This is a genomic window from Flavobacterium sp. 28YEA47A, from assembly GCF_041262125.1.
Taxonomy (GTDB): Bacteria; Bacteroidota; Bacteroidia; order Flavobacteriales; family Flavobacteriaceae; genus Flavobacterium.
The window spans coordinates 355094-379290 of sequence record NZ_JBGCCI010000003.1; the positions used below are offsets into that span (position 1 = coordinate 355094).

Here is a 24197-nt window from a genome sequence, read left to right on the forward strand (position 1 = left end):
AGTTGGCTATTCTTTTAAGGGCAACTGTTGTGTAATTTTCTGTTTGATTTGTGAGATTTACTGATTTACTTTTTCCATTTCAATCGCAAGCTATTTGTTACCACGCTCACGCTACTCAATGCCATAGCTGCACCGGCAATCATCGGGTTTAGTAAGAAACCGTTGATAGGATAAAGAATACCAGCTGCAATTGGAATCCCAATAAGATTGTAGATAAATGCCCAAAACAGGTTTTGCTTGATGGTAGCTACGGTCTGTTTTGAAAGTCTTATGGCTTGTGGTATTTTGGTAAGGTCTGATGAAATAATGGTCATTTTAGCAACGTCCATAGCAATATCACTTCCCTTGCCCATCGCAATACTTACGTCTGCTGTTGCTAAGGCTGTACTGTCGTTAATACCATCACCTACCATCGCTACGACTTTGCCTTGCTTTTGCAGTTCTTTTATAAAATCTGCTTTATGCTGCGGCATTACTTCTGCCTTATAATGTCCGATGCCTGTTTGTTGGGCGATGGCTTTTGCCGTAGCTTCATTATCACCGGTAAGCATATATAAGTCAATCCCCATTTCCTGTATTTCTTTGATAGCTTCTACTGATGTTTCTTTTATTTTATCGGAAATAGCGATAACAGAAAGGGCTTGTTTGCTGTCTGAAAACCAGATAACAGTTTTGGATTGACTGCCCCACTCATCGGCTTGCTTTTGCAATGGTGACGCAATGGTAATATTGTTTTCAGCCAAAAGTTTTTTATTGCCTACAAAATAGGTTTCATTCTCATAATTAGCTTTTGCACCTTTACCCGTAATACTGTCAAATAGAGACAAAGCTATTGTTGGAACTCCTTCCAAGTGTTTTACCACGGCTTCTGCTAATGGGTGTTCGGATTGTTTTTCGATGCTTAGCAAAATCGTTTTGGCCGTGTCGTTATTATTTAGCCATTGGATACCCGTTACTTGTGGTCTGCCTTCGGTTATGGTTCCTGTTTTATCCAATACGATAGCCGTTACTTTTTTTGCAAGCTCCAGGCTTTCAGCATCTTTAATCAGAATTCCTTTTTCTGCGCCTTTACCCACACCAACCATAATGGCCGTTGGAGTAGCCAGGCCTAACGCGCAAGGACAAGCAATAACCAAAACTGTAACCGCTGCTAACAATCCTTGTACCCAACCATTATCCCCGCCAAGAATCAGCCATAAGATAAAAGTGAAGATCGCAATTCCGATAACAACCGGAACAAAGATGCCTGCAATCTTGTCTACCAATTTCTGCACTGGCGCTTTACTACCTTGTGCGTCCTGCACCATTTTAATAATTTGGGCAAGCATTGTTTCTTTGCCTACTTTCACGGCTTCAAAGCGGAAACTTCCTTTTTGGTTGATCGTACCGGCAAATACTTTTTCACTTTCTTTTTTCAGTACCGGAACCGGTTCACCGCTTAGCATACTTTCATCTACATACGAACTGCCTGAAACGACCATACCGTCTACTGCTATTTTCTCTCCTGGTTTTACAAGAATGACATCACCTTCATGTACATCTTCAATGGCTATTTGTTTTTCAGTACCATCTGGTTGTATAATGATTACAGTTTTTGGCTGTAAGCCCATCAGTTTTTTTATGGCTGTCGATGTATTGCCTTTGGCTTTTTCTTCTAACAGTTTTCCTAACAAGATGAATGCAACAATAACGGCCGCTGCTTCAAAATAAACGTGAGCATGCAGTCCTCTTTGGTGCCAAAAATCTTCAAACAGCATATTGAAAACGCTGAAAAGGTAAGCAATACCTGTGCTCAACGCTACTAAGGTATCCATGTTAGCAGAACGGTGTTTTGCCTGTTTCCATGCATTGATAAAAAAGTCCTTACCCAGCCACAAAACTACCGGAGTTGAGAAAAGCCACATGATTTGGTTGGCATAGGGAATATCCATAAAAAACATTCCTATGGTTACCACCGGAAGTGATAATATAATAGCCCAAATGGTCTTGCTTTTTAGTTTTTGGAATTTTTGGGCATGGATGGCTTCTAATGTTTCCTGCTGTTTATTTTCGTTTTCTATCAATAAATCATATCCAATAGATTGTACTGCTTTTTGCAGTTTTGACGCATCTGTCATATTAGGAAGGTATTCTACCGTAAGATTGCCGGTTGCAAAGTTTACAGAAGCATTAATTACGCCTTCTTGAAATGAAACAATGCTTTCGGCACTACTTGCGCAGGAAGCACAAGTCATTCCCAATACCGGAAATGTATGTTTTACAGTTGAAACACCATAACCCAATTCTCGGATGGCATTAACCGCCTCGCCAACAACTTCGTTTTTGCCTACTGTAATAGCTGCACGGCGATTGTTTAGCTCCACTTTATGGGTTTCTATACCTTTTACTTGAGCCAATCCTTTTTCAACTATTAATGCACAATGTTCGCTTTCAACATCTTCCAGGGGAAGATAGATGATTTCTTTATTGCTATTTGTTGCCATATTTCGTTTGCTTTAGTTTACAATACAAAATTGGGTATAATTTCAACGGGGGCTATTGTGGAATTTTGGAATTGATTTGTAAGATTTAGGGAAGAAGTTCTTGATTTCTCTTTAAGATCTTTGCGGCTCAGCGTCTTTGCGAGCAATATTTTCACGCAAAGACGCTAAGCCGCAGTGCAAACATTCAGCTTTATACTTTATCCAAAGGTTTTCTTTTCTCTTCCCGAATTTGTTTGAAATGGCTAGGCGTTAGTCCGGTCACTTTTTTAAATTGATTGCTTAAGTAGGCAACGCTTGAATAATTCATGCGAAAAGCAATTTCGCTTAAAGACAATTCGTCATATACTAATAGTTCTTTTACCTTTTCTATCTTTTGAGCGATAAAGTACTTTTCAATTGTTGTGCCCTCCACTTCGGAAAACAGGTTCGACAAATAATTATAGTCATGATTCAGCTTGCTGCTTAACACTTCTGAAAGGTTCGTTTTAGCACCATTATCCTGATGGTGGACAAGTTCAATGATTGTATTTTTTATTTTTTCGATAATCCTGCTTTTTTTGTCATCGATCACTTCAAATCCCAATGGAGTAAAAACGGCATCTAATTTCTTTTTCTCTTCGGTTGTAAGTTCCTTTCCTACTACTACTTCACCCAGCTTAATGCTTTTTACGTCTAATCCCAATTTATCCAATTCATTTTGCACTACCATAATACAGCGATTGCAAACCATATTTTTAATAAAAAGTGTGTCCATAGTATTGTGTCATCTTATAGATTTTCAAAACAAATTTACAATTTAAGTTGGTCAATCCGCGTTTTAATTGCACTGCTCCTCCAGGCATCTGGCATTTGCTTAGTTTCTATTCTTAAACAACTAACAATTTGTCATTTACAGCCTACTTTTTTATTTTCCAGGTTATTTACGATTTGTAAAATTTAGGATAACCAAAAATAAACTCACAAATTGAGATTTATATTACTCATTTAGTTCTCAAAGCCAGTCCCAGCCTAGAATCTTTTGATTTTTGCCTAGTAAATATAAATAAAAAATAATAAAAATCCTACTTTTACTTGTTACCAATTTGTAATATAAAACACTATATACCAAATAGTTAATAACCATTTTTTAATAAATCCTTATTCTAAAAATTTGTTCTTAAAAAATTATTAAAATTAAATTTGGAATGATAAAGCGATAAACCCTGCAGGTATATTTTATCCTTTAAAAAACACTATTTCCTTCCAATCTTAAATTTTACAATTATGTTTAAAAAACGATTTTTAGCTGCTTTAGTATTCGCAAGCATATCGGGACTTTCTTTCGGGAAATCGTCCTCATCGATTAGCGTATCTAAATCTACAGCATTTAATGCTGGAATATTAGTAAATCCTATAGATGGATCAACTATTTTTGAAAACCCATACCGTACTTTGGCATTGAACATGTTCGATTGCACTGGAGGTTCAGAAACATTCTCAAACATTGGGACAGCTTCTACCGCTTATGCTACAAGAACATGGACAGGTGACAATGGCGTAGCTTGGTCTGCTACAGACGCAAGAACGGATCAGGAACTTACTGGTAAAGCAATTGCTTTACGAACGAGCACCTTAAAAAACACCAGTACTATTGCTAACGGTGTTGGAACACTTAGCTTTAAATATAAAAGAGTATTCACTGGAAACTCTACTTTGAAACTGTTTGTAAACGGTGTTCAGTATGGTGGAGATATCGCTGTTACTTCTGATGTATCTGCTACTTTTTCTTTTGCTGTAAATGTATCAGGAAATGCTGTTATCGAAATCAGAAACAGTGGTAACAGAACTATTGTTGATGATTTGACTTGGAGCTGCTATTCTACTGTTGCTGGTCCAGAGATCCAATTAGCTGATGGTTCAGGCACTAACCGTGAGTGTGGAAATCTTTCTATCGATTTCGGATCACACGCTGTAAATCAGTATAATGATGCTGTATTCACAGTTAAAAACCTTGGAACTGCTGCTTTGAATGTTAGCGCTTTGACTTTAAGCAATTCAACAGATTTCACAATTATTTCTCCTTCTGTTCCTTTTACAGTTGCTCCTTCTGCTTCCGGATTAGTTTTAGTTCGTTTCCAAGGTACAACTGCAGGAGTTAAAAATTCTACATTGACTGTTGTAAGCAACGACGCTGACGAGGCTTCTTGTGTAGTTAACCTAGTAGGAACTGCTCTACAGCCATGCGTTGCTCCAGTTATTACTGGTGCTGATGTTACTGTTTCAGGCATTACACATTCTTCTGCAAATGTTGCTGTAACTAGCGCTATTGCTGATGCTTACCTTGCTGTTATTTCAACATCAAGCACTTTATCTGCAGCTCCTGCAAATGCTACAAGTTATAATGTTGGAGATAGCTTAGGTGGTGGAACAGTTGCTTACAAAGGAACTAATGCTACTTTCTCTCTTTCTGGACTTATAGAAAATACGCCATACTATATTTTTGTATTCCCTTATAATAATACTAATTGCACAGGAGGTCCATTATACTTTACTGAAACTTCAATCAACAAAGCATTTTCAACTCCAGTAGCACCATGTATTGGTGGAAATGAGACGTTCTCTAACTTAGGAACTGCTTCTAGTACTTATACTTCAAGAACCTGGACAGGTGACAATGGTGTAACTTGGTCTGCAACTGACTCAAGAAATGACCAGGATTTGACTGGTGATGCTATTGCATTGAGAACTGGAATCCTTAAAAACACGACTGCTGTTGCTGGTGGTATCGGAACATTGAATTTCAACTACAAAAGAGTATTTACTGGTGACTCAACTCTAAAAGTATTCGTAAACGGAGTACAATATGGTGGAGACATTACTGTTTCATCTGACACTACTACTGCATTTTCTCAAGCTATTAATGTTGCCGGTCCAATAACTATCGAAATCAGAAACAGCGGTAACAGAACTATCATTGACGATTTATCTTGGAATTGCTATACTGTACCAAACGGTCCAGAATTACAACTTTCTGACAGTGACCTAATCTTAAAAGAATGTGGTAGCTTTACTATGGATTTTGGAGCTGTTCTTCCAAACACAAACAAAAGCATCATCTTTACTGTTGAGAATTTAGGTAATCAAGATTTAGAAGTAAGCGCTCTTACATTGAGCGATGCTGTTAATTACACTATCGTTTCTCCAGCTGCTCCTTTCACAGTAGTTCCTTCAAGTGCTATTGAAGTTGAAGTACAATTCAACGGTGCTACTCTTGGAAACAAGCCTGCAACTCTTACTGTTGTAAATAATGATGCGAATGAAGGTTCTTGCCAAATCACTCTTAAGGCTAGCGTTCAGGAAAACTGTGTTGCTCCAACTGGAACAGCTGTAATTACAAGCTCTAACATAACTGATACTTCTGCTTCTGTTGCTGTTTCAGGTGTTACTGCTTCAGGATACCTTGCAATCATGAGCCCAAGTGCTGGTGTAATAAATGCTCCGGTTAACGGAACTGTTTACCAAGTAAATGATACTCTAGGAGCTGGAAAAGTAGTTTATGCTGGTACTAACGCTACTTTTAACGTTTCAGGTCTTACTGCTAATACAAATTATTCTATTGCAATTTACCCATATAATGCTGAGTGTATTGGAAGTCCTTTCTATGCTACACTTCCAGCTTATGATGAAATCTTGACTACTGGTGCTCCATGTGTTGGAGGTACAGAAACTTTCTCTAATCTTGGAAGCAACTCAAATTCTTATGCTACAAGAACATGGACAGGAAACAACGGTATTACTTGGTCTGCTACTGATGCCAGAACTGATCAGGATTTGAACGGTGATGCTATCGCTCTAAGAACAGGAACTTTGACTAACACATCTTTTATTACTACAGGTATTGGTACTTTGACTTTCAACTATCAAAGAGTTTTCACTGGTGATTCTGTTTTGAAAGTATTCGTAAACGGAGTACAATATGGTGGTGATATAGCTGTTACTTCAACTGCTACAACTGTTTACTCTCAAGTTATAAACGTATCTGGAAACGCTACTATCGAAATCAGAAACAGTGTAAACAGAGTAATTATTGATGATGTGGCTTGGACTTGCTACAGTGCTTCTCCAAGAGCTGCCGTATCAAACAAAAAAAGCACTACAGCTTTGGATAGCGAAATAAAACTATATCCAAATCCAAACAGCGGACAATTCCAATTGGATTTTGCCGGTGAGAATGCTGACATTACAGTATTTGATTCTTTAGGAAAAAATATCCTTTCTAAAAAAGTAGCTTCACAAGAAGTAATTGATTTAGGAAACGTACAAAAAGGAATCTATATCATCCAAATCAAATCTGGAAATACTACAGCTACTAAAAAAGTTGCTGTAAAATAAGCTTTTGCTTTATGCCGGCTTACTGAGCCAGCAACCGCATAAAAAAGAGAAACCATCAATAACAATTGATGGTTTCTTCATTTATTGGATTTTCATTCTTTGAATCCGGACTGCATTTAATATAGCCAGAAGCGCCACTCCTACGTCCGCAAATACTGCTTCCCATAAGGTAGCCAGACCTCCGGCTCCTAAAATAAGCACGATTACTTTTACGCCAAATGCCAAGCTGATATTTTGCATGACAATTCTTCGTGTCACTTTTCCTATTTTTATAGAGGTCGGAATTTTGCTCGGCTGATCGTTCTGGATTACGACATCGGCAGTTTCGATTGTCGCATCGCTTCCCAAACCTCCCATTGCTATTCCGGCATCAGCAAGTGCAATTACAGGAGCATCATTTACTCCATCGCCAACAAACACGATGGTTTTTCCCTGATTTTTTAGCTCCTGAACTTTTTCTACTTTGTTTTCGGGAAGCAAATTTCCAAAAGCAGTATCGATGCCTAATTCTTTTGCAACCTTATCTACGATGCTCTGCTTATCGCCGCTGAGCATTACTGTTTGTACGTTTAACGCATGCAGGCTCGAAATCGCAGCTTTGGCATCTTCTTTTAGTTCATCAGCAATTACAAAATAACCGGCGTAAACTCCATCTACAGCTACGGCCACAATCGTTTCCACTTTGGTTTCAATTATTTTGTCGTATGCAACGTTAAACTTTTTAAGCAATTTCAGATTTCCTGCCAATACTGTCTTACCGTTAACAATTCCCTCCAATCCATGTCCGGCAATTTCTTCTACTTCAGAAACGGCAGCATTTTTATAGCTTCCGCTGGAATATCTGACAATTGCATTGGCAATAGGGTGTGTTGATTTGCTCTCCAAGGCTGCTGTCAAAAGCAATAATTCTTTTTGGTCTATAACCGATACGACTTCCTGTACTTCAAAAATACCTTTGGTTAGCGTACCCGTTTTGTCCATTACTACAACATCTGTTTTTGTCATTACATCCAGATAATTGCTGCCTTTAAAAAGAATTCCGTTGCGTGAAGCCAGTCCTATACCACCAAAATAACCTAATGGAATTGATATTACCAAAGCACAAGGACAGGAAATTACCAAGAAAACCAGTCCGCGATACAACCAGTCATTAAAGACATAGTTTTCTACAAACAGATAAGGTAACGAAACTATGGCAATGGCAAAAAACACTACTATTGGCGTATAAATTTTGGCAAATCTGGAAATAAAAAGCTGCGTCTTTGACTTTCGTGCCGTAGCTTCCTGTACCATTTCGAGGATTCTGGAAAGTTTGCTGTCTCTGAATAATGCTGTAACTTTAACGTCTATTAGAGTTTGAAGGTTAATCATTCCTGCTAAAACTGCTTCACCTTTTATTTTTGTGTCGGGTTTGCTTTCGCCCGTAAGAGCCGCTGTGTTAAACGAAGCGTTCTCTGATATCAATTCTCCATCTAATGCTACTTTTTCTCCGGGTTTCATCTGGATAATTTCTCCTATTTGGACTTCGGAAGGATTGACTACCGCCGGTTCCCCATTTCGGATTACGGTTACCGTATCGGGACGTATATCAAGCAATGCTTTAATACTGCGCTGTGCTCTTTGGACGGCAGCATCCTGAAACAATTCTCCTACGGCATAAAATAGCATAACCGCAACGCCTTCAGAATATTCTCCGATAAAAAATGCCCCGATGGTAGCAATAGACATCAGGAAAAATTCAGAAAAAATATTCCCGTTTCGGATTTCTTTTAAAGCATGGTAATTGACTTTTAATCCTACCAAAAGGTAAGCGACAATATACCATATCAAATCTACAGGATATTTAAAAAATCCCATTTCAGATTGTTCAAACCAGATTCCCAAAATCAAAAGCAGAAAACTGCTTATGACAGGAAAGTAGGCTTTCCAATTACTATCGTGGCTGTGCGAATGTCCTGCTTCGCTATGATCGTGTGCCATAATCTTGTTTTTGATTAATGTTCGTGTCCGCCACCGCCTTCACTTTTTAGCAGATGGCTTTGGATATAATATGCTCCTTTCAAGACAATCTTGGCATTAGCATCGATTTTTTGGAGTACAGAAACCTGAACATATCCCAATTGTGATGTTCCTGTTTTTACTTCTATTCTTTGAAAATGATACATCTTGCCAGCTTCTTCGTGTTTGTGTCCATCCTCATGCGAATGGCCTTCTTCTGAATCGTGTGCCTCTTCTTCGTGTCCTTCTTCAAGGATGAAGATAAATTCTCTTCCTTCTGCCTTAACAATGGCATCTAATGGAAGTACCTGTACGTCTTTAGCTCCAACATCAATCAAGGCATTAACATACATTCCCGGAATCAATGTTTGGCTTTTGTTGATAATATCGGCATGAACTGCGACGGATTTGGTTTCGTTTTCAAAAGCTTTACCTACGTTAAAAACTTTTCCTTTAATTTCCGTATTGTCCTGATTGGTCAGTACAAATCGGATATTCTGTCCCGGTTTTACTTTCTGCAAATCTTTTTCATATACCAAAAGGTCTACGTGCAATTGCGAATTGTCAACTATGCTTAATAGCGGCTTCCCTACTTCGGCATTACTACCTATTTTGATATTTATTTCAGTAATAAAGCCTGAAATTGGCGCCACAATAGGCATTATCGAGCCTGCACTAGAACTTCCATTCAAATTGAGCAAACTCAACTGTTGCTTCAAGGAACTTAATCTTGCCTTTTCTGTCTCAAAATCTGCTTTTGTCTTTTGGAAGATTTTTTTGGAATTGACATTTTCTTCGCTCAATGTTTTCTGGCGATCATACTCCAGTGTCAGAAATTCCAGATTGCTTTTTGAAGTCTGATAGGCTTCCTGCAATTTAGCAAATTCCGGGCTTTCTATCGTTGCCAATACCTGACCTTTTTTCACCGCCTGTCCTTCAATAACATTTATGGACTTGACAATTCCTGTAAGATGCACTGAAACGTCTGCCTGATTTTGTGGCGGTAACTTGGTATAGCCGTTAGCATTAACGACATCACTCAAATTTTTCATTGCAAAAGTCCCTAACTCAACTCCAGCGGCTTTGTATTGTGCTTCATTCAATTCGACTTCTTTGGCGGAAACGGTTTCTTTTGGTTCGGCTTTAGCGGCTTTATCATCGTGATTATGTCCGTCATTTTCGGTATGTCGAAGTGAAAAATAGAGAATTAAAGCGATAGCAATTGCCGCAAGGCTTCCGTATACTATGTTTTTTCTGTTCATGATATTATTATTGATTCGCCAAAAACTGCAAGTTGATTACAGTCTGGTTAAAGTTATTTACTGCATTGATATAATTTGTTCTGATGTCTAAAGCGGTTTCTACTCCCTGGACATATTCCACGTATGAAATATCGCCATTCATATAAGCCTTTTCCGCATTTTTACTAATCAGGTCCGCATTTGGAAGCGCTGTTCCTTTATAATAGTCTATTAGCGATTGGAATGTTTTTAGCTGTTGCAGCTGCTGTTCATGCTGATTCACAAGCTGCGTTTCCATATAGGCTGCATTTTTTTGCTGAACTTCAATATTTGTTTTTGCTGCCTGAATTTTTGAAACGCTGCTGCCTGCAAAAATCGGGAGTGAAATTCCTACCGTAAATCCCTGAAATCGAGGTGTCCCATCATAAGAAACCGTTTCTCCATTTACTTCCTGGCTTCCTTTGAAAGATTGGATGAAATAACCCGCAGTGATGTCCGGCATCATTATGGCTTTTTCAACTTTTCTGCCCGCTTCGGCAACGGCTACCTGCTGCTGCGCCAATTTGTAATTTGGATTCTGCTTTACTAGGGCACTATCCAAAACCGCCAATGAAGGCAATGCGGTAAAAGACGTATCGCTCACTGTAAATTCTTCTTTCCTATTGAGGAAAGTTCTGATTTTGGATTTTTCTACAAGAATCATGGCGTCGTTCTGCTTGATTTTTTGCTCCAGTTCTTGCTGTTTTGCCAAAGCTGTTGTTTTTTCAAGCGAATTGGTTTCTCCCGTATCAAAACGAAGGGAAGCCGAACGGACAAATTTTTGCATCAGCTTATTCTGTCTGGACAGCATTTTGTTTAGTTCAGAATAATACAACATCGCATTCCACGACTGTCGGATATTAAACGTTATTTCCTGTTTTGTGACTCCCGCCTTTAGCTGGCTCAAATTACTGTTTTCAAGCAGCAATTTTCTTCTGGCTCCATATCGGAATGGGCTAAAGCTTTGAGAAACGCTGAAATTTTTATCCTGGGCATTGGTATTTAACTGACCAAATGTTCCTGTAATTTCTGTCTTTGGAAGATCGAATGCTGTGCCTTTCAATTGCGACTGCATCTTGCTTTCCAATTCTGAAGACTGTATCAACGTATTGTTTTTCAATCCCAATTCAACGGCTTGTTTCAATCCTAAGGTTTTAGGAACTTCCTGAGCATTGGCAGTAGTTGAAAAAAGAGCCAGAACAAGAATAGATGCTATAGCCGTATTTTTGCTTTTGGTAAAACCTTTTTCAAAATAATAGTACAGAATCGGAAGTACAATCAGTGTCAAGATAGTCGCAGTCAGCAATCCGCCAATTACCACAGTTGCCAAAGGTTTCTGTACTTCTGCTCCTGCACTGCTGCTGATTGCCATAGGCAGGAAGCCCAGTGATGCAACAGACGCGGTAAGGATAACCGGTCGCAATCTTACTTTGGTTCCTTCTTTTATGCGTTCATAAATATCATCCATACCTTCTTTTTTTAATTGATTGAAATAAGCTATCAGTACGATTCCGTTTAATACGGCAACTCCAAATAATGCAATAAATCCAACACCCGCAGAAATACTGAAAGGCATGCCACGAATCCAAAGGGCAAATACTCCTCCAATTGCAGACAATGGAATTGCAGTAAAGATTAATAGCGACTGTTTTACAGAATTAAATGTAAAATACAATAAGATAAAAATCAGTCCCAAGGCAATTGGAACGGCTACCATCAAACGTTTGTTTGCGTCAATGAGGTTTTCGAACTGTCCGCCATACGTTGTATAATAACCTTCCGGAAGTTTTAATTGCTTGTCTAATTTTGCCTGAATTTCTTCTACAACTCTTTTGACATCCTTGCCTCTAACGTTAAAACCTACAACGATTCTTCGTCTTCCATCTTCGCGGCTAATCTGCATTGGCCCGTCTTCATATTGAATATCGGCTACCTGTTCCAGCGGAATCTGGTTTCCGGAAGGCAAAGTGACAAACAAAGACTTTAGATTGGAAATATCCTGTCTGCTATCTGCTTCCAATCTTACGACAAGCTCAAATCTTTTTTCTTTTTCATAAATCAATCCGGCAGCTTCACCAGCAAAACCGATACGAATAACCCTGTTCAGGTCGCCTATATTTAATCCGTAAAGTGCCAGTTTGTCTTTATTGTAACGCACAGTAATCTGCGGCAATCCTGCCACACGTTCCAGTTTGGCATCCGAAACGCCCTCTACTCCTTGAATGAGCTGTAGCACTTCATCACCTTTGCTTACAAGCATATCGATATCGTCTCCAAAAATCTTAATGGCTACGTCACTTCGCACACCTGTCATCAGCTCGTTGAAACGCATCTGTATTGGCTGGGAAAATTCAGTAGCAGCACCCGGAATTTCCTGCAATGCTTCTTCCATCTTTTCCATAAGTTCTTCTTTAGTTTTAGCCGAAGTCCATTCTTTTTTATCTTTCAGAAGGATAATCATATCTCCGGCTTCGATAGGCATCGGATCGGTTGGTATTTCCGCACTTCCTATTTTTGTAACGATCATCTTGACTTCCGGAAATTTGGCCTTTAATATTTTTTCGGCTTTTGTAGTCGCTTCTATTTCTTGCGATAGCGAACTTCCCGAAGCAATAATAAGATGGGTCGCAATATCGCCTTCATCCAATGTAGGGATAAACTCGCCACCTAAAGAGCTGAACAAGAATAGTGCAGCTGCGAATAAACCAACAGCCGAAATAATAACGACTCTTTTTGCCTGCAATGCTTTTTGAAGTAGTGGGCTATAAAAATTATTAATGCCATCAATAATCCTATCGCTTATATTTTTTTTATGCCCGGTCTGTTTTTTCAGCACCAATGCACTCATCATTGGAACATAAGTAAGTGAAAGGATAAAAGCTCCTAAAATGGCAAAAGAGACAGTCTGTGCCATAGGGCCAAACATTTTTCCTTCAATTCCAACCAAAGCGAGAATTGGAAGGTAAACGATCAGGATTATAATTTCTCCAAAAGCAGCACTGCTCCTGATTTTCACAGATGCCTGATAGACTTGCTCATCCATTTGAGCCGCCGTAAGATTCTCTTTTTTCCGGACTTGCAATCTGTGGATTATGGCTTCGACTATAATGACGGCTCCGTCGACTATAATCCCGAAATCAATCGCGCCAAGGCTCATCAGGTTCCCGCTGACTCCAAAAATCCGCATCATCGTAATGGCAAAAAGCAATGCCAATGGAATTACAGAAGCAACGACCAGTCCGGCACGCCAATTTCCAAGCAACAATACGAGTATAAAAATTACGATAAGCGCACCTTCAATCAGGTTGGTCTGCACCGTATTTATAGCTTTGTCTACCAATTTAGTTCGGTCTATAAATGGTTCGATGGAAACGCCTTCAGGAAGCGATTTTTTAATCTGCTCCATCTTTTCCTTTACTCTTTTTACGACCTCGCCACTGTTTTCGCCTTTAAGCATCATGACCATACCGCTCACTTCTTCGCCTTTACCGTCTTTGGTTACGGCTCCGTAACGAATACTGCTTCCTATCTGTACCTTGGCAATATCACGAATAAGAATAGGAATTCCATTCTGGTTTTTGACAACAATCTTGCTGATGTCTTCAATATTATTGACCATACCGATTCCCCTGATAAAATAGGCATATGGTTTTTTGTCAATATAAGCTCCGCCCGTATTTTCGTTATTGGATTCCAATGCTGTGAATATTTCCGGAATGGTTATTCCCATACTTTTCAGCTTGTCTGGCTGTACGGCAATTTCATACTGCTTGAGATAACCTCCCAGAGTATTAACTTCTGCAACACCTTTTGTTCCAAGAAGTTGCGGCTTAATAATCCAGTCCTGAATCGTACGCAGCTCTGTCGCATTGTATTTGTCTTCATAGCCCTTTTCAGGAAATACAACATATTGGTATATTTCTCCCAATCCGGTACTGACAGGTGCCATTTCTGGCGTACCGACATTTTTAGGAATCATATTTTCCGCTTCTTTTATGCGTTCGGAAATTTGCGCACGTGCCCAGTAGATATCTGCACTTTCTTCAAAAACTACAGTGACCACACTTAGTCCAAATCGGCTGATAGAACGTAATTCTACAATTTTTGGAATGGGTTTTACCGCCTGTTCAATCGGATAGGTTATAAATTGTTCCACATCCTGTGTCGACAAGGTTGGTGAACTGGTGATAATCTGTACCTGGTTATTGGTAATATCCGGCAGGGCATCAATCGGAAGCTTATAAAGTGAATAGCTCCCTACAATTATGAGTGCCAATGTAAACAGCCCGATAATAAATTTATTATGGATGCTGAAATGAATAATCTTATCTAACATAGATTATGAATTAGTATAAATGTTGATTTTATCCGTAATACGGGTGTATTTGCGGAAATTCCGCGAGAAATCGGCCGACTTTCATCGGCGCAACATTATACTAATTGAGGTGGCTGCCAAATAGATCCGAAGAAACTGGATATGACGGGCTTGTAAAAACTTGGTGTTTTTGTATATGAATTATCAAAATGCGGCACTTCAAAAACAATTGCCGATTGCATCACTATTGGAGTAGTACAACAAGCACAGATACAAAATGGCGAACAAAAATCTTCATGGTGTTGCTCGTTCTGAAATTGAGAAATTTGCGTAGAAGAAGTTGTTTGCAATTGTGCGTGCACATCATTACAAGGCAAGATCATCAGCACCAGTAGGTAGACTGATAAAAAAGAAGTAAGAAAATGCCTTGTTGATTTCATGTTGTAAATGTAGAAAAAATATTTAAAGCCAATCGAATCAATGGTATAGAAATTACTTTGTTTACGCCAAAATGATGCCAATACTCTAAAAACATCTTAAGATTTGCTTAAGACAACCTACTCATATAGAATTAACAAACAATTAAACAGATTGAAATTACAACTTTTTTATCATGCTTATTTTCTGCTTGATCTCATCGCTTTCACTACTTGCAGCTTTTTATCTTTCTGAAACTTCTCATATTGATCCGTTTCACATCCAAAAAGCGCTATTTTACCTTCATTATTGTGATGAATGCCCCAGCCATATCGTTTCGCCAACGGTGAAGTTCTCAGGCAAGCCTGTCCTTTGGAGAAAAATTTTTCTCTTGCTGTTGCCAATTCACTTTCTGCCAAATCATTTTTGATGGCATAGGTTTGAAACACCACTTCATCAGATGTAAATGTGTAAGGATTTTTGCTTAGCATTTCGAATTGGAGGTTTGCCACAGTTTTTGCTTCGCCTTTAACTGGTGGGATCTCTCCTTCTACAGCAGGGCAATCTTCTGCCACTTCGATAAAAGCATTTTTATAATTGGTAGTATGTATTTTCATAGCATTTTTGTGATTAGTCCAATGCCTGTAAAAGTCCGATACGGTTTCCTTCGCTGTCTTCCAACTCTGCTACAAAGCCCCATTCGCCATTTAAAGTTTTGGGAAATAACACCGCACCTCCACTATTTAGTGCCTGTTCCAGTGTTTTGTCAATATCTTTACTCTTTAGATAAATAAGCGTCCCCTCTTTCGTAGGTTTATAGATTTCGCCTTTTGCCAACGCTCCTGAAATACCCTGAGCTTTTTCATCCAAAGGGAAAAGTGCCATTTCATTATCATGAATGGTCTCTCTTTCAAACTCAAAACCAAAAACGGAAGTATAGAATTGTACTGCTCTTTCCAGATCGGCTACCGGAATTTCAAAATAAACGCCAGGGTTAAAAGATTTTATCATTAGTATTATTTTATGCAGCACTTTTCAATACGAATTTATTAAAAAGCCCCTACAGCTCCTAATTCTTTTATCCTTTTTTCTCCAGCAACCAGGCAATCAGCTTATCATTATCAACAATGCTCCATGAGTGCGGATGTCTTTTGTTATCTGGTTTTCTGTAACCTTTGTTTTCTGTTACTATAAGTTCAGCCTGCTTATTGCCAAGTCTTTTCAGTTCATTAATCATAGCCGAGCAGTCTAAAACGTTCATGCCTGAGAAATCAGAATTTCTGTTTTCAATCCACCAGTTAACATCTGGTTCCGAATACAACCGTATTGGGATTTTTATCAGGCTTTTAATGGCTTTTTGTTCTGTATCTGAATAGGAATAAGGCGAAACCGCAAAATAGTTTTTCAATGCATCATCAGGAGTGCCTCCCATAATCTGTTCAATTCTTCCAACCATATACACATTTTCCTGGTTAGGCTGCGATCCTGCCGAGAGCCTGAGATCACGCTTACTAGAATTATAAAACCGTTCAAAATCAAGAGGCGGATCGACCGCAAAAATAGCTACCGGTTTGTTTTTAAAATTTCCGGACAAGGCCATTTCTGCATATTTGACGGCAGCACTTCCTCCAATTGAAAAACCTCCAATATAAAATCGCTGAGTCGTAAGATTAAACTTTTTTGTTGCGTCTTCAATAATTGCTGCCAATGATTTCTGGCTGTCAGCATCAACTCCAAAAGACATCACGCCATCCGAGAGCGTTGGAATGATGGTCAGTATGCCTTTTTCTGCACAACGAATTGGCAGGTCGGTTTGCTGCATTGTTCTTTCCGGAGTTTCTCCAAAACCCGGAATAAGAACCAGATATCCTGACACTGGTTGTTTTTCAGGAAGAATTGCGGTATAACAATCATGCGATGGGTCATTTTTATCGAGAGATACTTTTTCTATCTTCTGTCCGTATGTATTTATAAAGCAGCAAAATGCCGCTATGATAAGTTTATTTTTCATATTTCTGATATATGATTTCCAAAGGATATTGGTGGCATCCTTACAATTGTATTAGTTGTAGCATATTTTAGCTGTGAATAGCACATTGCTGGACTATTAAAAATGCTAGGTAAAGAATCGCTTTGATCATAATGTTGTTGCATTAATTCCAACAAAATTAAAACACCAGCCGATTCAAAAATTGTAAAAATGGAAAAGCCGAGTAACCGATTTCATTTCTTTTCATTGATATTTATGCTTGGTTATATTTATAATCTGGTTCCAGAGAACTTTGAGACAAAACATATACGTTTAATACTTTTGCGACTCTGCGGCTTGGCGTAAAAATAATCGCTCGCAAAATCGCAGATCCGCAAAGTTCTATTGAAATAAACTTTACCATGTTCTTTCATTTGGTGTAAACTTTTTGAAAGTTATTTATATTTTTGAAAAGGCAAAAAAAGAGAGCCGAAACCTTATGGCACAAAACAATGGCAGATGGGTAGCCATCAATGGAAACAAATTTTATATTGAATTTCAAAAAACCTACGAAAATCAACCGACACTTGTTTTCTTGCACGATTCTTTAGGCTGCACTGCCCTATGGCGCGATTTTCCTCAAAAACTGGCAGAAGTAGTACAGTGTAATGTTTTGGTATATGACCGTTTGGGCTATGGAAAATCTGATCCTATGCCAACTCACGAAAGACCAGTAAATTATTTGGAAGCGGAAGCCAATATTTTGGATAGCCTACTTGCCACTTTAGAAATAGACAATGCTATTTTGTTCGGCCATAGTGACGGTGGTTCAGTCGCCCTGATTACTGCCAGCCGATATGGAAAAAGAATCAAGACCATAATTTGCGAAGCAGCCCATATCTTTGTTGAAGAAGTAACACTCAAAGGTATCCGTGAAGCTATGGGAGCTTATAAAACGACTGACCTTCCACAACGTCTTCAAAAATATCATGGTGATAAAGTTGAGACACTATTTAAGGCCTGGACAGAAACCTGGACACGTGATGATTTCAGAAATTGGAATATTGAACATTTTTTGCCCGCCATTACCTGTCCGCTTTTATTCATTCAGGGAGAAGCAGACGAATATGGCACTATGGAACAGGCTGAAAAAACAGTCAGCCAGGTAAATGGTACCGCTTCTGTTTTTAGTATTCCTGACATTGGGCATACACCGCATAAAGAAGCACCTGAAGTAACGATTACCGCTGTGAAGAGTTTTTTGGAAAGTCTGAATTAGCTCGCTCATAAAACCGTTACTCTCAACAATATAACGATCAAACAAATTAATAATGAATAGGTTAGGATTTTACAACCTAATTTACCTACTTTTGCACCCGATAAAAAAGGAAGTACTATTACTATGAAAAGAATTGTTGAGCACAGAAAGCTTTTGGGAGTTGACAAAACCGTAACGCTAAAAGAATTAAAAACAATCTACAGAAATACTATGAAGGATTCACATCCGGATAAGTTTGTAGATGATGAAGCAGGAAGATTGGACGCTGAGGAAAAGAGCAAATCGGTTATTGAAGCCTATCACTTTTTGGTAAGTATCAATCCGGAAACCCAGGAGCGCTACCGTTCGGAATATGAGGAAACTACTTCCAAATCCAATATCCATGATTTTTATTATGAGAAGCAGATTTTGGTAATCCAGCATTTGGATGGAAATTCATATGAATATATTGGCGTACCTAGAAACACTTATATCAAGATGGTAAATGCTGAATCGCCAAGCCGTTTTGCAAGAAGACATATTTATGGCAGCTTTATCTACAGAAAAGCGGGCGTTATGGCTGAAGATTAATCTTCAAATACTACATACAAACAAAAAGCTCTTGGAATTCAAGAGCTTTTTTATTTCAATTTATATTAGGCTGTTCCAATTCAAAATGTTTCTTCACAGGCAAAATAGGTTGTATACCATTCTACCTGAGCCCTTAGTCCATCTTCAAAAGAAGTTTTGGGATTATAGCCTAGCAATTTTCTTGCTTTTCCTATTACAGCATGCGTGCGGATTTGGTCTCCAGGACGTGGAGCTACCGATTCAATCCTGATTTTTTTCCCAGTAATTTTTTCTATAGCATCTATGCCTTGCTGTGTAGTATGTTCTTTCTCCGTACCGATATTGATAATCTGACTATTCACAGCTTCTTCTTTTCCAATTACGCTGACAATGCCATCAATAATATCCTGTACATACGTAAAACTCCTCAAATGCGTCCCGCTACCTTTATAAAGTGGAAACACTTCTCCTGAAAAAGCGGCTGCTATAAGTTTACTATACAATTTTTCCGGTCTTTCTCTTGGCCCATATACAGAATAAAGCCGTAAGGAACAGGCCTTAATCTTGTGTTCTCTGCTTGCTGCCAGCACCAGTTCTTCTGCTGCCAGTTTTGTAACACCATAAAAAGAAATGGGTTCCGGCACTTTTTCTTCATCATAAGAAGCCTGCAATCCGTAGATAGAGGAAGTTGCTATATTCACAAAAAGCTTCAGGTTCTTGCAACGGAGAGCAAAATCAATCAGATTTTTGGTTGCAACAAAATTATTGGAAAGATAATCCTCAAAAGTACAATCGGTCGAAATACCCGGTTGTGCAGCCAGATGGAAAATGTAATCAAAATCTGGTGTCATACTAGCCAATGCGTCGCTATCTCTCAGATCTAGCGTATGCACAACTATGTCTTTGTCTTGAAGTATTGTCGCATTTAGCTCTTTAAGTTCGAGAGCATAATAGCTTGAAAAATTATCAAAACCTACTGTTTCATGACCTAGATCTTGTAATCTTTCGGCCAAATGTGATCCGATGAAGCCTGCGGCTCCTGTTATGAGCATTCGCATGATTTGGATGTTTTAATAGTTTCTATAAATTTAAGAAACCTATCGCGAAATGCTTTCCTTCTTAGATTAACTTTAAGGGAAATTTGTGTTAAGTAGGCGGTTATTTCATTGATTTTGAATTAATTTTGAGGAACAAAACTACTACAGATGAACTTTGAGCTTACCATTATAATCCCTGTTTATAATGAAGAAGACAATCTCCTGAGAGTACAACAGGAATTGTCCGGTTTCATGCTCCATGCCCGAAAAAAAACAAAAGTGCTTTTCATTAATGACGGATCAAAAGACAATAGCCAAAAAATAATAGAAGAAATCTGCTCTGATACAACCGCTTTCGAATTTATTTCTTTTGACAAAAACTACGGTCTCAGTGCAGCTATAAAAGCAGGATTTGATACTGCCGACACTCCATGGGTTGGTTATATCGATGCCGACTTGCAGACTGACCCTATGGATTTCAATATTCTTTTGGAATATGCAGACACTCACGAGCTTGTGACAGGCGTACGTTCTAATCGCAAGGATTCTTTTGTCAAAAATCTTTCGTCTAAAATAGCCAACGGTATTCGACGTGCTTTTACACATGATGGTATGGACGACACGGGCTGTCCGTTAAAGATTATCCGTACCGATGTAGCCAAAAAAATACCGATGTTCAATGGTCTTCATCGCTTCCTGCCCGCTATGGTTCTGTTACAAGAAGGCAGAATCAAACAGGTACCGGTAAAACATTTTCCCAGAATAGCAGGCGTTTCCAAATTCCATCTTTGGAACAGGCTAATTGGGCCGCTGCAAGATTGTTTTGCCTATCTGTGGATGAAGAAAAAATACATCAACTACACTATAAAGCATAAAGGATGAGTTCGTGGCTGATATATGCTATTGGGTTTACGGCTCAGATTCTTTTTTCGAGCCGACTGGTTTTGCAATGGCTTCTTTCTGAAAAACACAAACGTATCCTTACGCCTATATTGTTCTGGCAAATCAGCTTATTGGCAGCTTTCCTGCTTTTTGTGTATGGTTATCTGAGAGATGATTTTTCAATTATGCTGGGTCAGGCTATTACGTATTACATTTATATCCGAAACCTTCAGCTTCAAGGCGAATGGAAAAAACTACACAAGGTTTTCCGTGTTTTTATTCTTCTCTTCCCTGCATTGCTTATTGTTTATGGTTACAACAATAATTCTTATGATCTGGACCGACTGTTGAAAAACGAAAATATTCCGGTTTGGCTGCTATGGCTTGGTATCTTTTCCCAAATACTTTTTACATTTCGGTTTATCTACCAATGGCTCTATTCTGAAAAAAGAAAGGAATCGTCTTTGCCTTTAGGTTTCTGGACGATTAGTTTTTTCGGGTCACTGTTGATTCTTACTTATGCGATTATCCGCAAAGATCCAGTCCTTTTTGCCGGACATCTGCTCGGTATTGTTATTTATTCCAGAAGTATTCTAATTATCCTGAAAAATGAAAGAACTGCTGTCTCATAAATATCCGCTCCTTTTAGTGCTCGTTAGTCTGGTATTGCTCCTTCCGCATCTTGATGTTATTTATGTTAATATAATGGAAGCCCGAAACTTTATTACTGCCCGGGAAATGGTTGTCAATGACAATTGGCTACTTACTACAATCAACAGTTTGCCACGTTATGAAAAACCACCATTACCAACCTGGCTGACAGCCTTAGCCGGAGTTTTATTCGGATTTGACAATCTGTATGGTTTGCGGTTGCCCGTAGTATTGATTACGGCATTTTTAGTTTTAATGGCTTATCAATTTTCAAAAAAGCTTGGCCTGTCTGAAAAACAGAGTTTTCATAACGGACTACTGCTGATTACTTCTTTTTATATTTTTTTTGGAGGCAGGGACAACCAATGGGATATGTATACGCACAGCTTTATGATGGCTTCTCTTTATTTTCTGTGGAAGCTGTTACAAGAAGATACTGCAAAAGCCAAAAACGCACTACTATCCGGGCTATTCTTTGGCTTATCATTCCTTAGCAAAGGACCTATTTCATTATATGCATTATTTCTTCCTTTTCTTATTGCCTATGGATTTACGTATGGATTTAAACTAAAAAGCCGATGGCATTATGGTATTTTGGTAGTCGTATTAGGTATAGTTCTTGGTCTTTCCTGGCCATTGTATGTTCGCTTTGCCGATCCACAATCGTTTATAGAAACAACTACAAGAGAAGCCACCCGTTGGGCCAGTTACAATACCCGTCCGTTTTTTTATTATTGGAGCTTTTTTACACAAAGTGGTATTTGGGCTATTCCTAGTCTTATCGCCCTGCTCTACCCTTATATGAAAACCCGGGTTACAAACCTCAAAGCATATCGATTTACTTTATTCTGGACGTTGGCATCAGTAGTATTGTTATCTCTTATTCCAGAAAAAAAATCAAGATATCTTCTTCCAGTACTAATTCCTATGGCATTGAATACGGGATTTTATGTAGAGTATCTTTTTGAAAAATTCAAAACGTTAGCCAAAAATGAGAAATGGCTTGCCTATTTTGCTTTTGGCCTATTGGGGATTATAGCTCTTGCAATACCTTTTATTTTACCTTTTGTCTTAAAAAACCTAAATGGATTCTGGTTATGGTATGTATTGGTTGCTATTGCTTCTTTAATTTGTGGCATCATTATCATACGGTCCCTGTTAAAAAATAATTTTGGCAGGGCTTTTTACAGTATCATAGCCTTTGAGATTTGCATTGTTACTTTCGGCCTGCCTTTGATAGGAGCATTCTTAGAAAATCCAGATTATTATTCACCCAAAGAACTCCATGTTGTAAAAGCTAAAGAGAACATTGAAATTTATGACCTGCAAAACTATTGCCCTGAAATGATCTGGGAGTATGGAGAATCAATTCCTTTAGTAGCTGATAACGGCAAAATCAGAATTCCTAAGGAAAACCGGTTTGGCTTGTTGGTCAATATTGACGAAAAAACTAAACTTATGGAAGTATTTGGCGGCTATAAAATAGAAAAGCTGCTTACGGTTGATATGAATCCGGTTCCAAAATCAAAAAAGAGCTATAAAAAAAGATTACAGCGCGACTTTTATATCGTTTCCCGATAATCTGCCGCTTTAAATAAAACTATGGCTGTCGTGCCTTTACCTAAATCACTTTGGATATTTAATTCAGCATTGAGCAGAATGCATAATCTCTTAACAATTGACAAGCCAAGTCCCGTGCCTTTGATGGATTGACGCTGGCTTTCTGCCCGGAAAAATTCGTTATAGATTTTTTGCAGATCCTCGGGATCGATACCTACACCGCTGTCAGCAATCTTACAGGAAATTTTACCATCTGATTCGTCAAGGGTAATCACAATCTTGCCTTTTTCTTTGGTATATTTTACGGCATTAGAAATCAGGTTTTCAAGAATAACAGATACCAGATAAGCATCCGAGCATATCTTATAATGATCGCTGAATTCAAAACTTAAGGCAATATCCTTAGCCGCAATTCTCGAGGAATAACGCTCTAAAACCTGAAGGATGATTTCGTCCAATTCAACGTTTTCTATCTGAACAGCTGCTTTCTGATTTTCGAATCGTGCGAGCAGCAGTAACTGATCTGCCAAATCGTTTAACCGATTTACTTCGCTGATACAATACCGTATCTTTTCTTCATATTCCGCACTTTTTCGAGGCTTCCTGATTAGCACTTCAAGTGTTCCCTGGATAACGGCTAAAGGTGTTCGAAGTTCATGAGAAGCGTCTGAAGTAAATTTGCGTTCCCGTACGACTGCGTCTTCAATACGATCCAGCAATTGGTTTATGGAAGTTGACAGTTCAAAAAGCTCGTCTTTATTTTTGGGAAGTTCTATTCTTTCTCCCAAATTGTTGTTTGTTATTTTACTTGTCGTATTGATAATATCGACAGCGGGTCTGATACTTTTACCTGCAATAAAACGTGTAATAAAAAACAATGCCAACAATACTGTAAAAAAAGCAATAATAAGTACCTGGCTTAAATTATCAAGAAGTCGGATTTCCTGTTCCATTGACATGGCTATAATGACATAACCTACTATATGTTCATCGCTTATCAATGGTGCCTGTACTTGTCTTACAGGAATGCCTGCCAGAAAAGTATCTTCTGTATAGGTCTCTTTTTCACCATATTTAAATTTCAGGGTTTCGTCTTTGAGGTTTCTGGATTTTTCATAAAACCGGCCGTTGCTGTCAAAAATCTGTACAAATACAGGGTTGACATTAATTTCGTTATGTTCGCTTTCCTCCCATTCACTTGGTTCAACCAACATGAGATGGTTGATTGGCTGTTTTTCTACAAATTCCTGATGGTAACGGATTTCTGTATCGAGATCATGGTTAACGTCATAATTAACAGAAAACCTAACTACAGAATAGACAACTCCAAAAACAATAGCGATTAACGCTGCCGCACTAATAAGGTTGTATACAGCAATTCTGTTTTTGAAAGATAAAGACATAAT

General features: G+C 38.5%; 17 protein-coding genes. 6 read left to right on the forward strand and 11 right to left on the reverse strand.

Translation table 11 applies throughout. The annotated features are described in order from the left end of the window. Window positions 1–65 precede the first annotated feature (65 nt). Together ABH942_RS06035 and ABH942_RS06040 are read right to left on the reverse strand one after the other, a co-directional pair. Window positions 66–2483: a heavy metal translocating P-type ATPase gene (locus ABH942_RS06035; protein WP_370030138.1), complete on the reverse strand. Its 2418-nt coding sequence runs from the start codon at window positions 2481–2483 to the stop codon at window positions 66–68. A gap of 190 nt (window positions 2484–2673) precedes the next feature. Next, the gene (locus ABH942_RS06040; RefSeq protein ID WP_370030139.1) at window positions 2674–3237 is read right to left on the reverse strand and encodes a helix-turn-helix domain-containing protein; all 564 of its coding nucleotides are present in this window, start codon (window positions 3235–3237) and stop codon (window positions 2674–2676) included. A gap of 509 nt (window positions 3238–3746) precedes the next feature. Between ABH942_RS06040 and ABH942_RS06045 the strand changes: the two genes are divergently transcribed. Further along, the gene (locus ABH942_RS06045; protein WP_370030140.1) at window positions 3747–6854 is read left to right on the forward strand and encodes a choice-of-anchor D domain-containing protein; all 3108 of its coding nucleotides are present in this window, start codon (window positions 3747–3749) and stop codon (window positions 6852–6854) included. A gap of 81 nt (window positions 6855–6935) precedes the next feature. Here ABH942_RS06045 and ABH942_RS06050 read toward each other — a convergent pair whose 3' ends face one another. The 7 genes from ABH942_RS06050 to ABH942_RS06080 form a co-directional block, all read right to left on the reverse strand. Then, window positions 6936–8834, reverse strand: a complete 1899-nt coding sequence (locus ABH942_RS06050; protein WP_370030142.1) for a heavy metal translocating P-type ATPase — start codon at window positions 8832–8834, stop codon at window positions 6936–6938. Window positions 8835–8848: 14 nt separating this feature from the next. Continuing rightward, window positions 8849–10114 carry an efflux RND transporter periplasmic adaptor subunit gene (locus ABH942_RS06055; protein ID WP_370030144.1) on the reverse strand — a complete coding sequence of 422 codons (1266 nt, stop codon included), beginning with the start codon at window positions 10112–10114 and terminating at the stop codon, window positions 8849–8851. A gap of 7 nt (window positions 10115–10121) precedes the next feature. Next, on the reverse strand, window positions 10122–14468 hold the full coding sequence (locus ABH942_RS06060) for a CusA/CzcA family heavy metal efflux RND transporter (RefSeq protein ID WP_370030146.1): 4347 nt from the start codon (window positions 14466–14468) through the stop codon (window positions 10122–10124). Window positions 14469–14563: 95 nt separating this feature from the next. Next, entirely contained in the window at window positions 14564–14887 is a 324-nt protein-coding gene (locus ABH942_RS06065) for a DUF6660 family protein (RefSeq protein ID WP_370030148.1), read from the reverse strand. A gap of 177 nt (window positions 14888–15064) precedes the next feature. Continuing rightward, window positions 15065–15481 carry a DUF6157 family protein gene (locus ABH942_RS06070; protein WP_370030150.1) on the reverse strand — a complete coding sequence of 139 codons (417 nt, stop codon included), beginning with the start codon at window positions 15479–15481 and terminating at the stop codon, window positions 15065–15067. Between the two features lie 13 nt (window positions 15482–15494). Next, window positions 15495–15875 (reverse strand): VOC family protein, encoded by a 381-nt coding sequence (locus ABH942_RS06075; protein WP_370030152.1) that lies wholly within the window; start codon window positions 15873–15875, stop codon window positions 15495–15497. Window positions 15876–15942: 67 nt separating this feature from the next. Then, window positions 15943–16875, reverse strand: a complete 933-nt coding sequence (locus ABH942_RS06080) for an alpha/beta hydrolase (protein ID WP_370030154.1) — start codon at window positions 16873–16875, stop codon at window positions 15943–15945. 406 nt (window positions 16876–17281) lie between these two features. On the opposite strand from ABH942_RS06080, the gene ABH942_RS06085 reads away from it, so the two are divergent. Then, window positions 17282–18112: an alpha/beta fold hydrolase gene (locus tag ABH942_RS06085; protein ID WP_370030156.1), complete on the forward strand. Its 831-nt coding sequence runs from the start codon at window positions 17282–17284 to the stop codon at window positions 18110–18112. Between the two features lie 123 nt (window positions 18113–18235). Then, window positions 18236–18682, forward strand: coding sequence for a KTSC domain-containing protein (locus tag ABH942_RS06090; RefSeq protein ID WP_370030159.1), 447 nt, complete (start codon window positions 18236–18238; stop codon window positions 18680–18682). A gap of 80 nt (window positions 18683–18762) precedes the next feature. Here ABH942_RS06090 and ABH942_RS06095 read toward each other — a convergent pair whose 3' ends face one another. After that, the gene (locus tag ABH942_RS06095) at window positions 18763–19719 is read right to left on the reverse strand and encodes an NAD-dependent epimerase/dehydratase family protein (protein ID WP_370030161.1); all 957 of its coding nucleotides are present in this window, start codon (window positions 19717–19719) and stop codon (window positions 18763–18765) included. A 147-nt stretch (window positions 19720–19866) separates the two neighbouring features. Here ABH942_RS06095 and ABH942_RS06100 point away from each other — a divergent pair, with 147 nt between their 5' ends. The 3 genes from ABH942_RS06100 to ABH942_RS06110 are packed head-to-tail and all read left to right on the forward strand — an operon-like array spanning window position 19867 to window position 22812. Next, on the forward strand, window positions 19867–20580 hold the full coding sequence (locus ABH942_RS06100) for a glycosyltransferase (protein ID WP_370030163.1): 714 nt from the start codon (window positions 19867–19869) through the stop codon (window positions 20578–20580). Beyond that, window positions 20577–21212 (forward strand): lipid-A-disaccharide synthase N-terminal domain-containing protein, encoded by a 636-nt coding sequence (locus tag ABH942_RS06105; RefSeq protein ID WP_370030165.1) that lies wholly within the window; start codon window positions 20577–20579, stop codon window positions 21210–21212. Before ABH942_RS06100 ends, ABH942_RS06105 begins: the two co-directional genes overlap by 4 nt. Then, window positions 21190–22812 carry an ArnT family glycosyltransferase gene (locus tag ABH942_RS06110; RefSeq protein ID WP_370030167.1) on the forward strand — a complete coding sequence of 541 codons (1623 nt, stop codon included), beginning with the start codon at window positions 21190–21192 and terminating at the stop codon, window positions 22810–22812. The genes ABH942_RS06105 and ABH942_RS06110 overlap by 23 nt, the downstream gene beginning before the upstream one ends. Here the strand turns inward: ABH942_RS06110 and ABH942_RS06115 are convergent. Then, window positions 22794–24194 (reverse strand): sensor histidine kinase, encoded by a 1401-nt coding sequence (locus ABH942_RS06115; RefSeq protein WP_370030169.1) that lies wholly within the window; start codon window positions 24192–24194, stop codon window positions 22794–22796. The two genes, ABH942_RS06110 and ABH942_RS06115, sit on opposite strands and share 19 nt — an antisense overlap. Window positions 24195–24197: the final 3 nt, after the last annotated feature.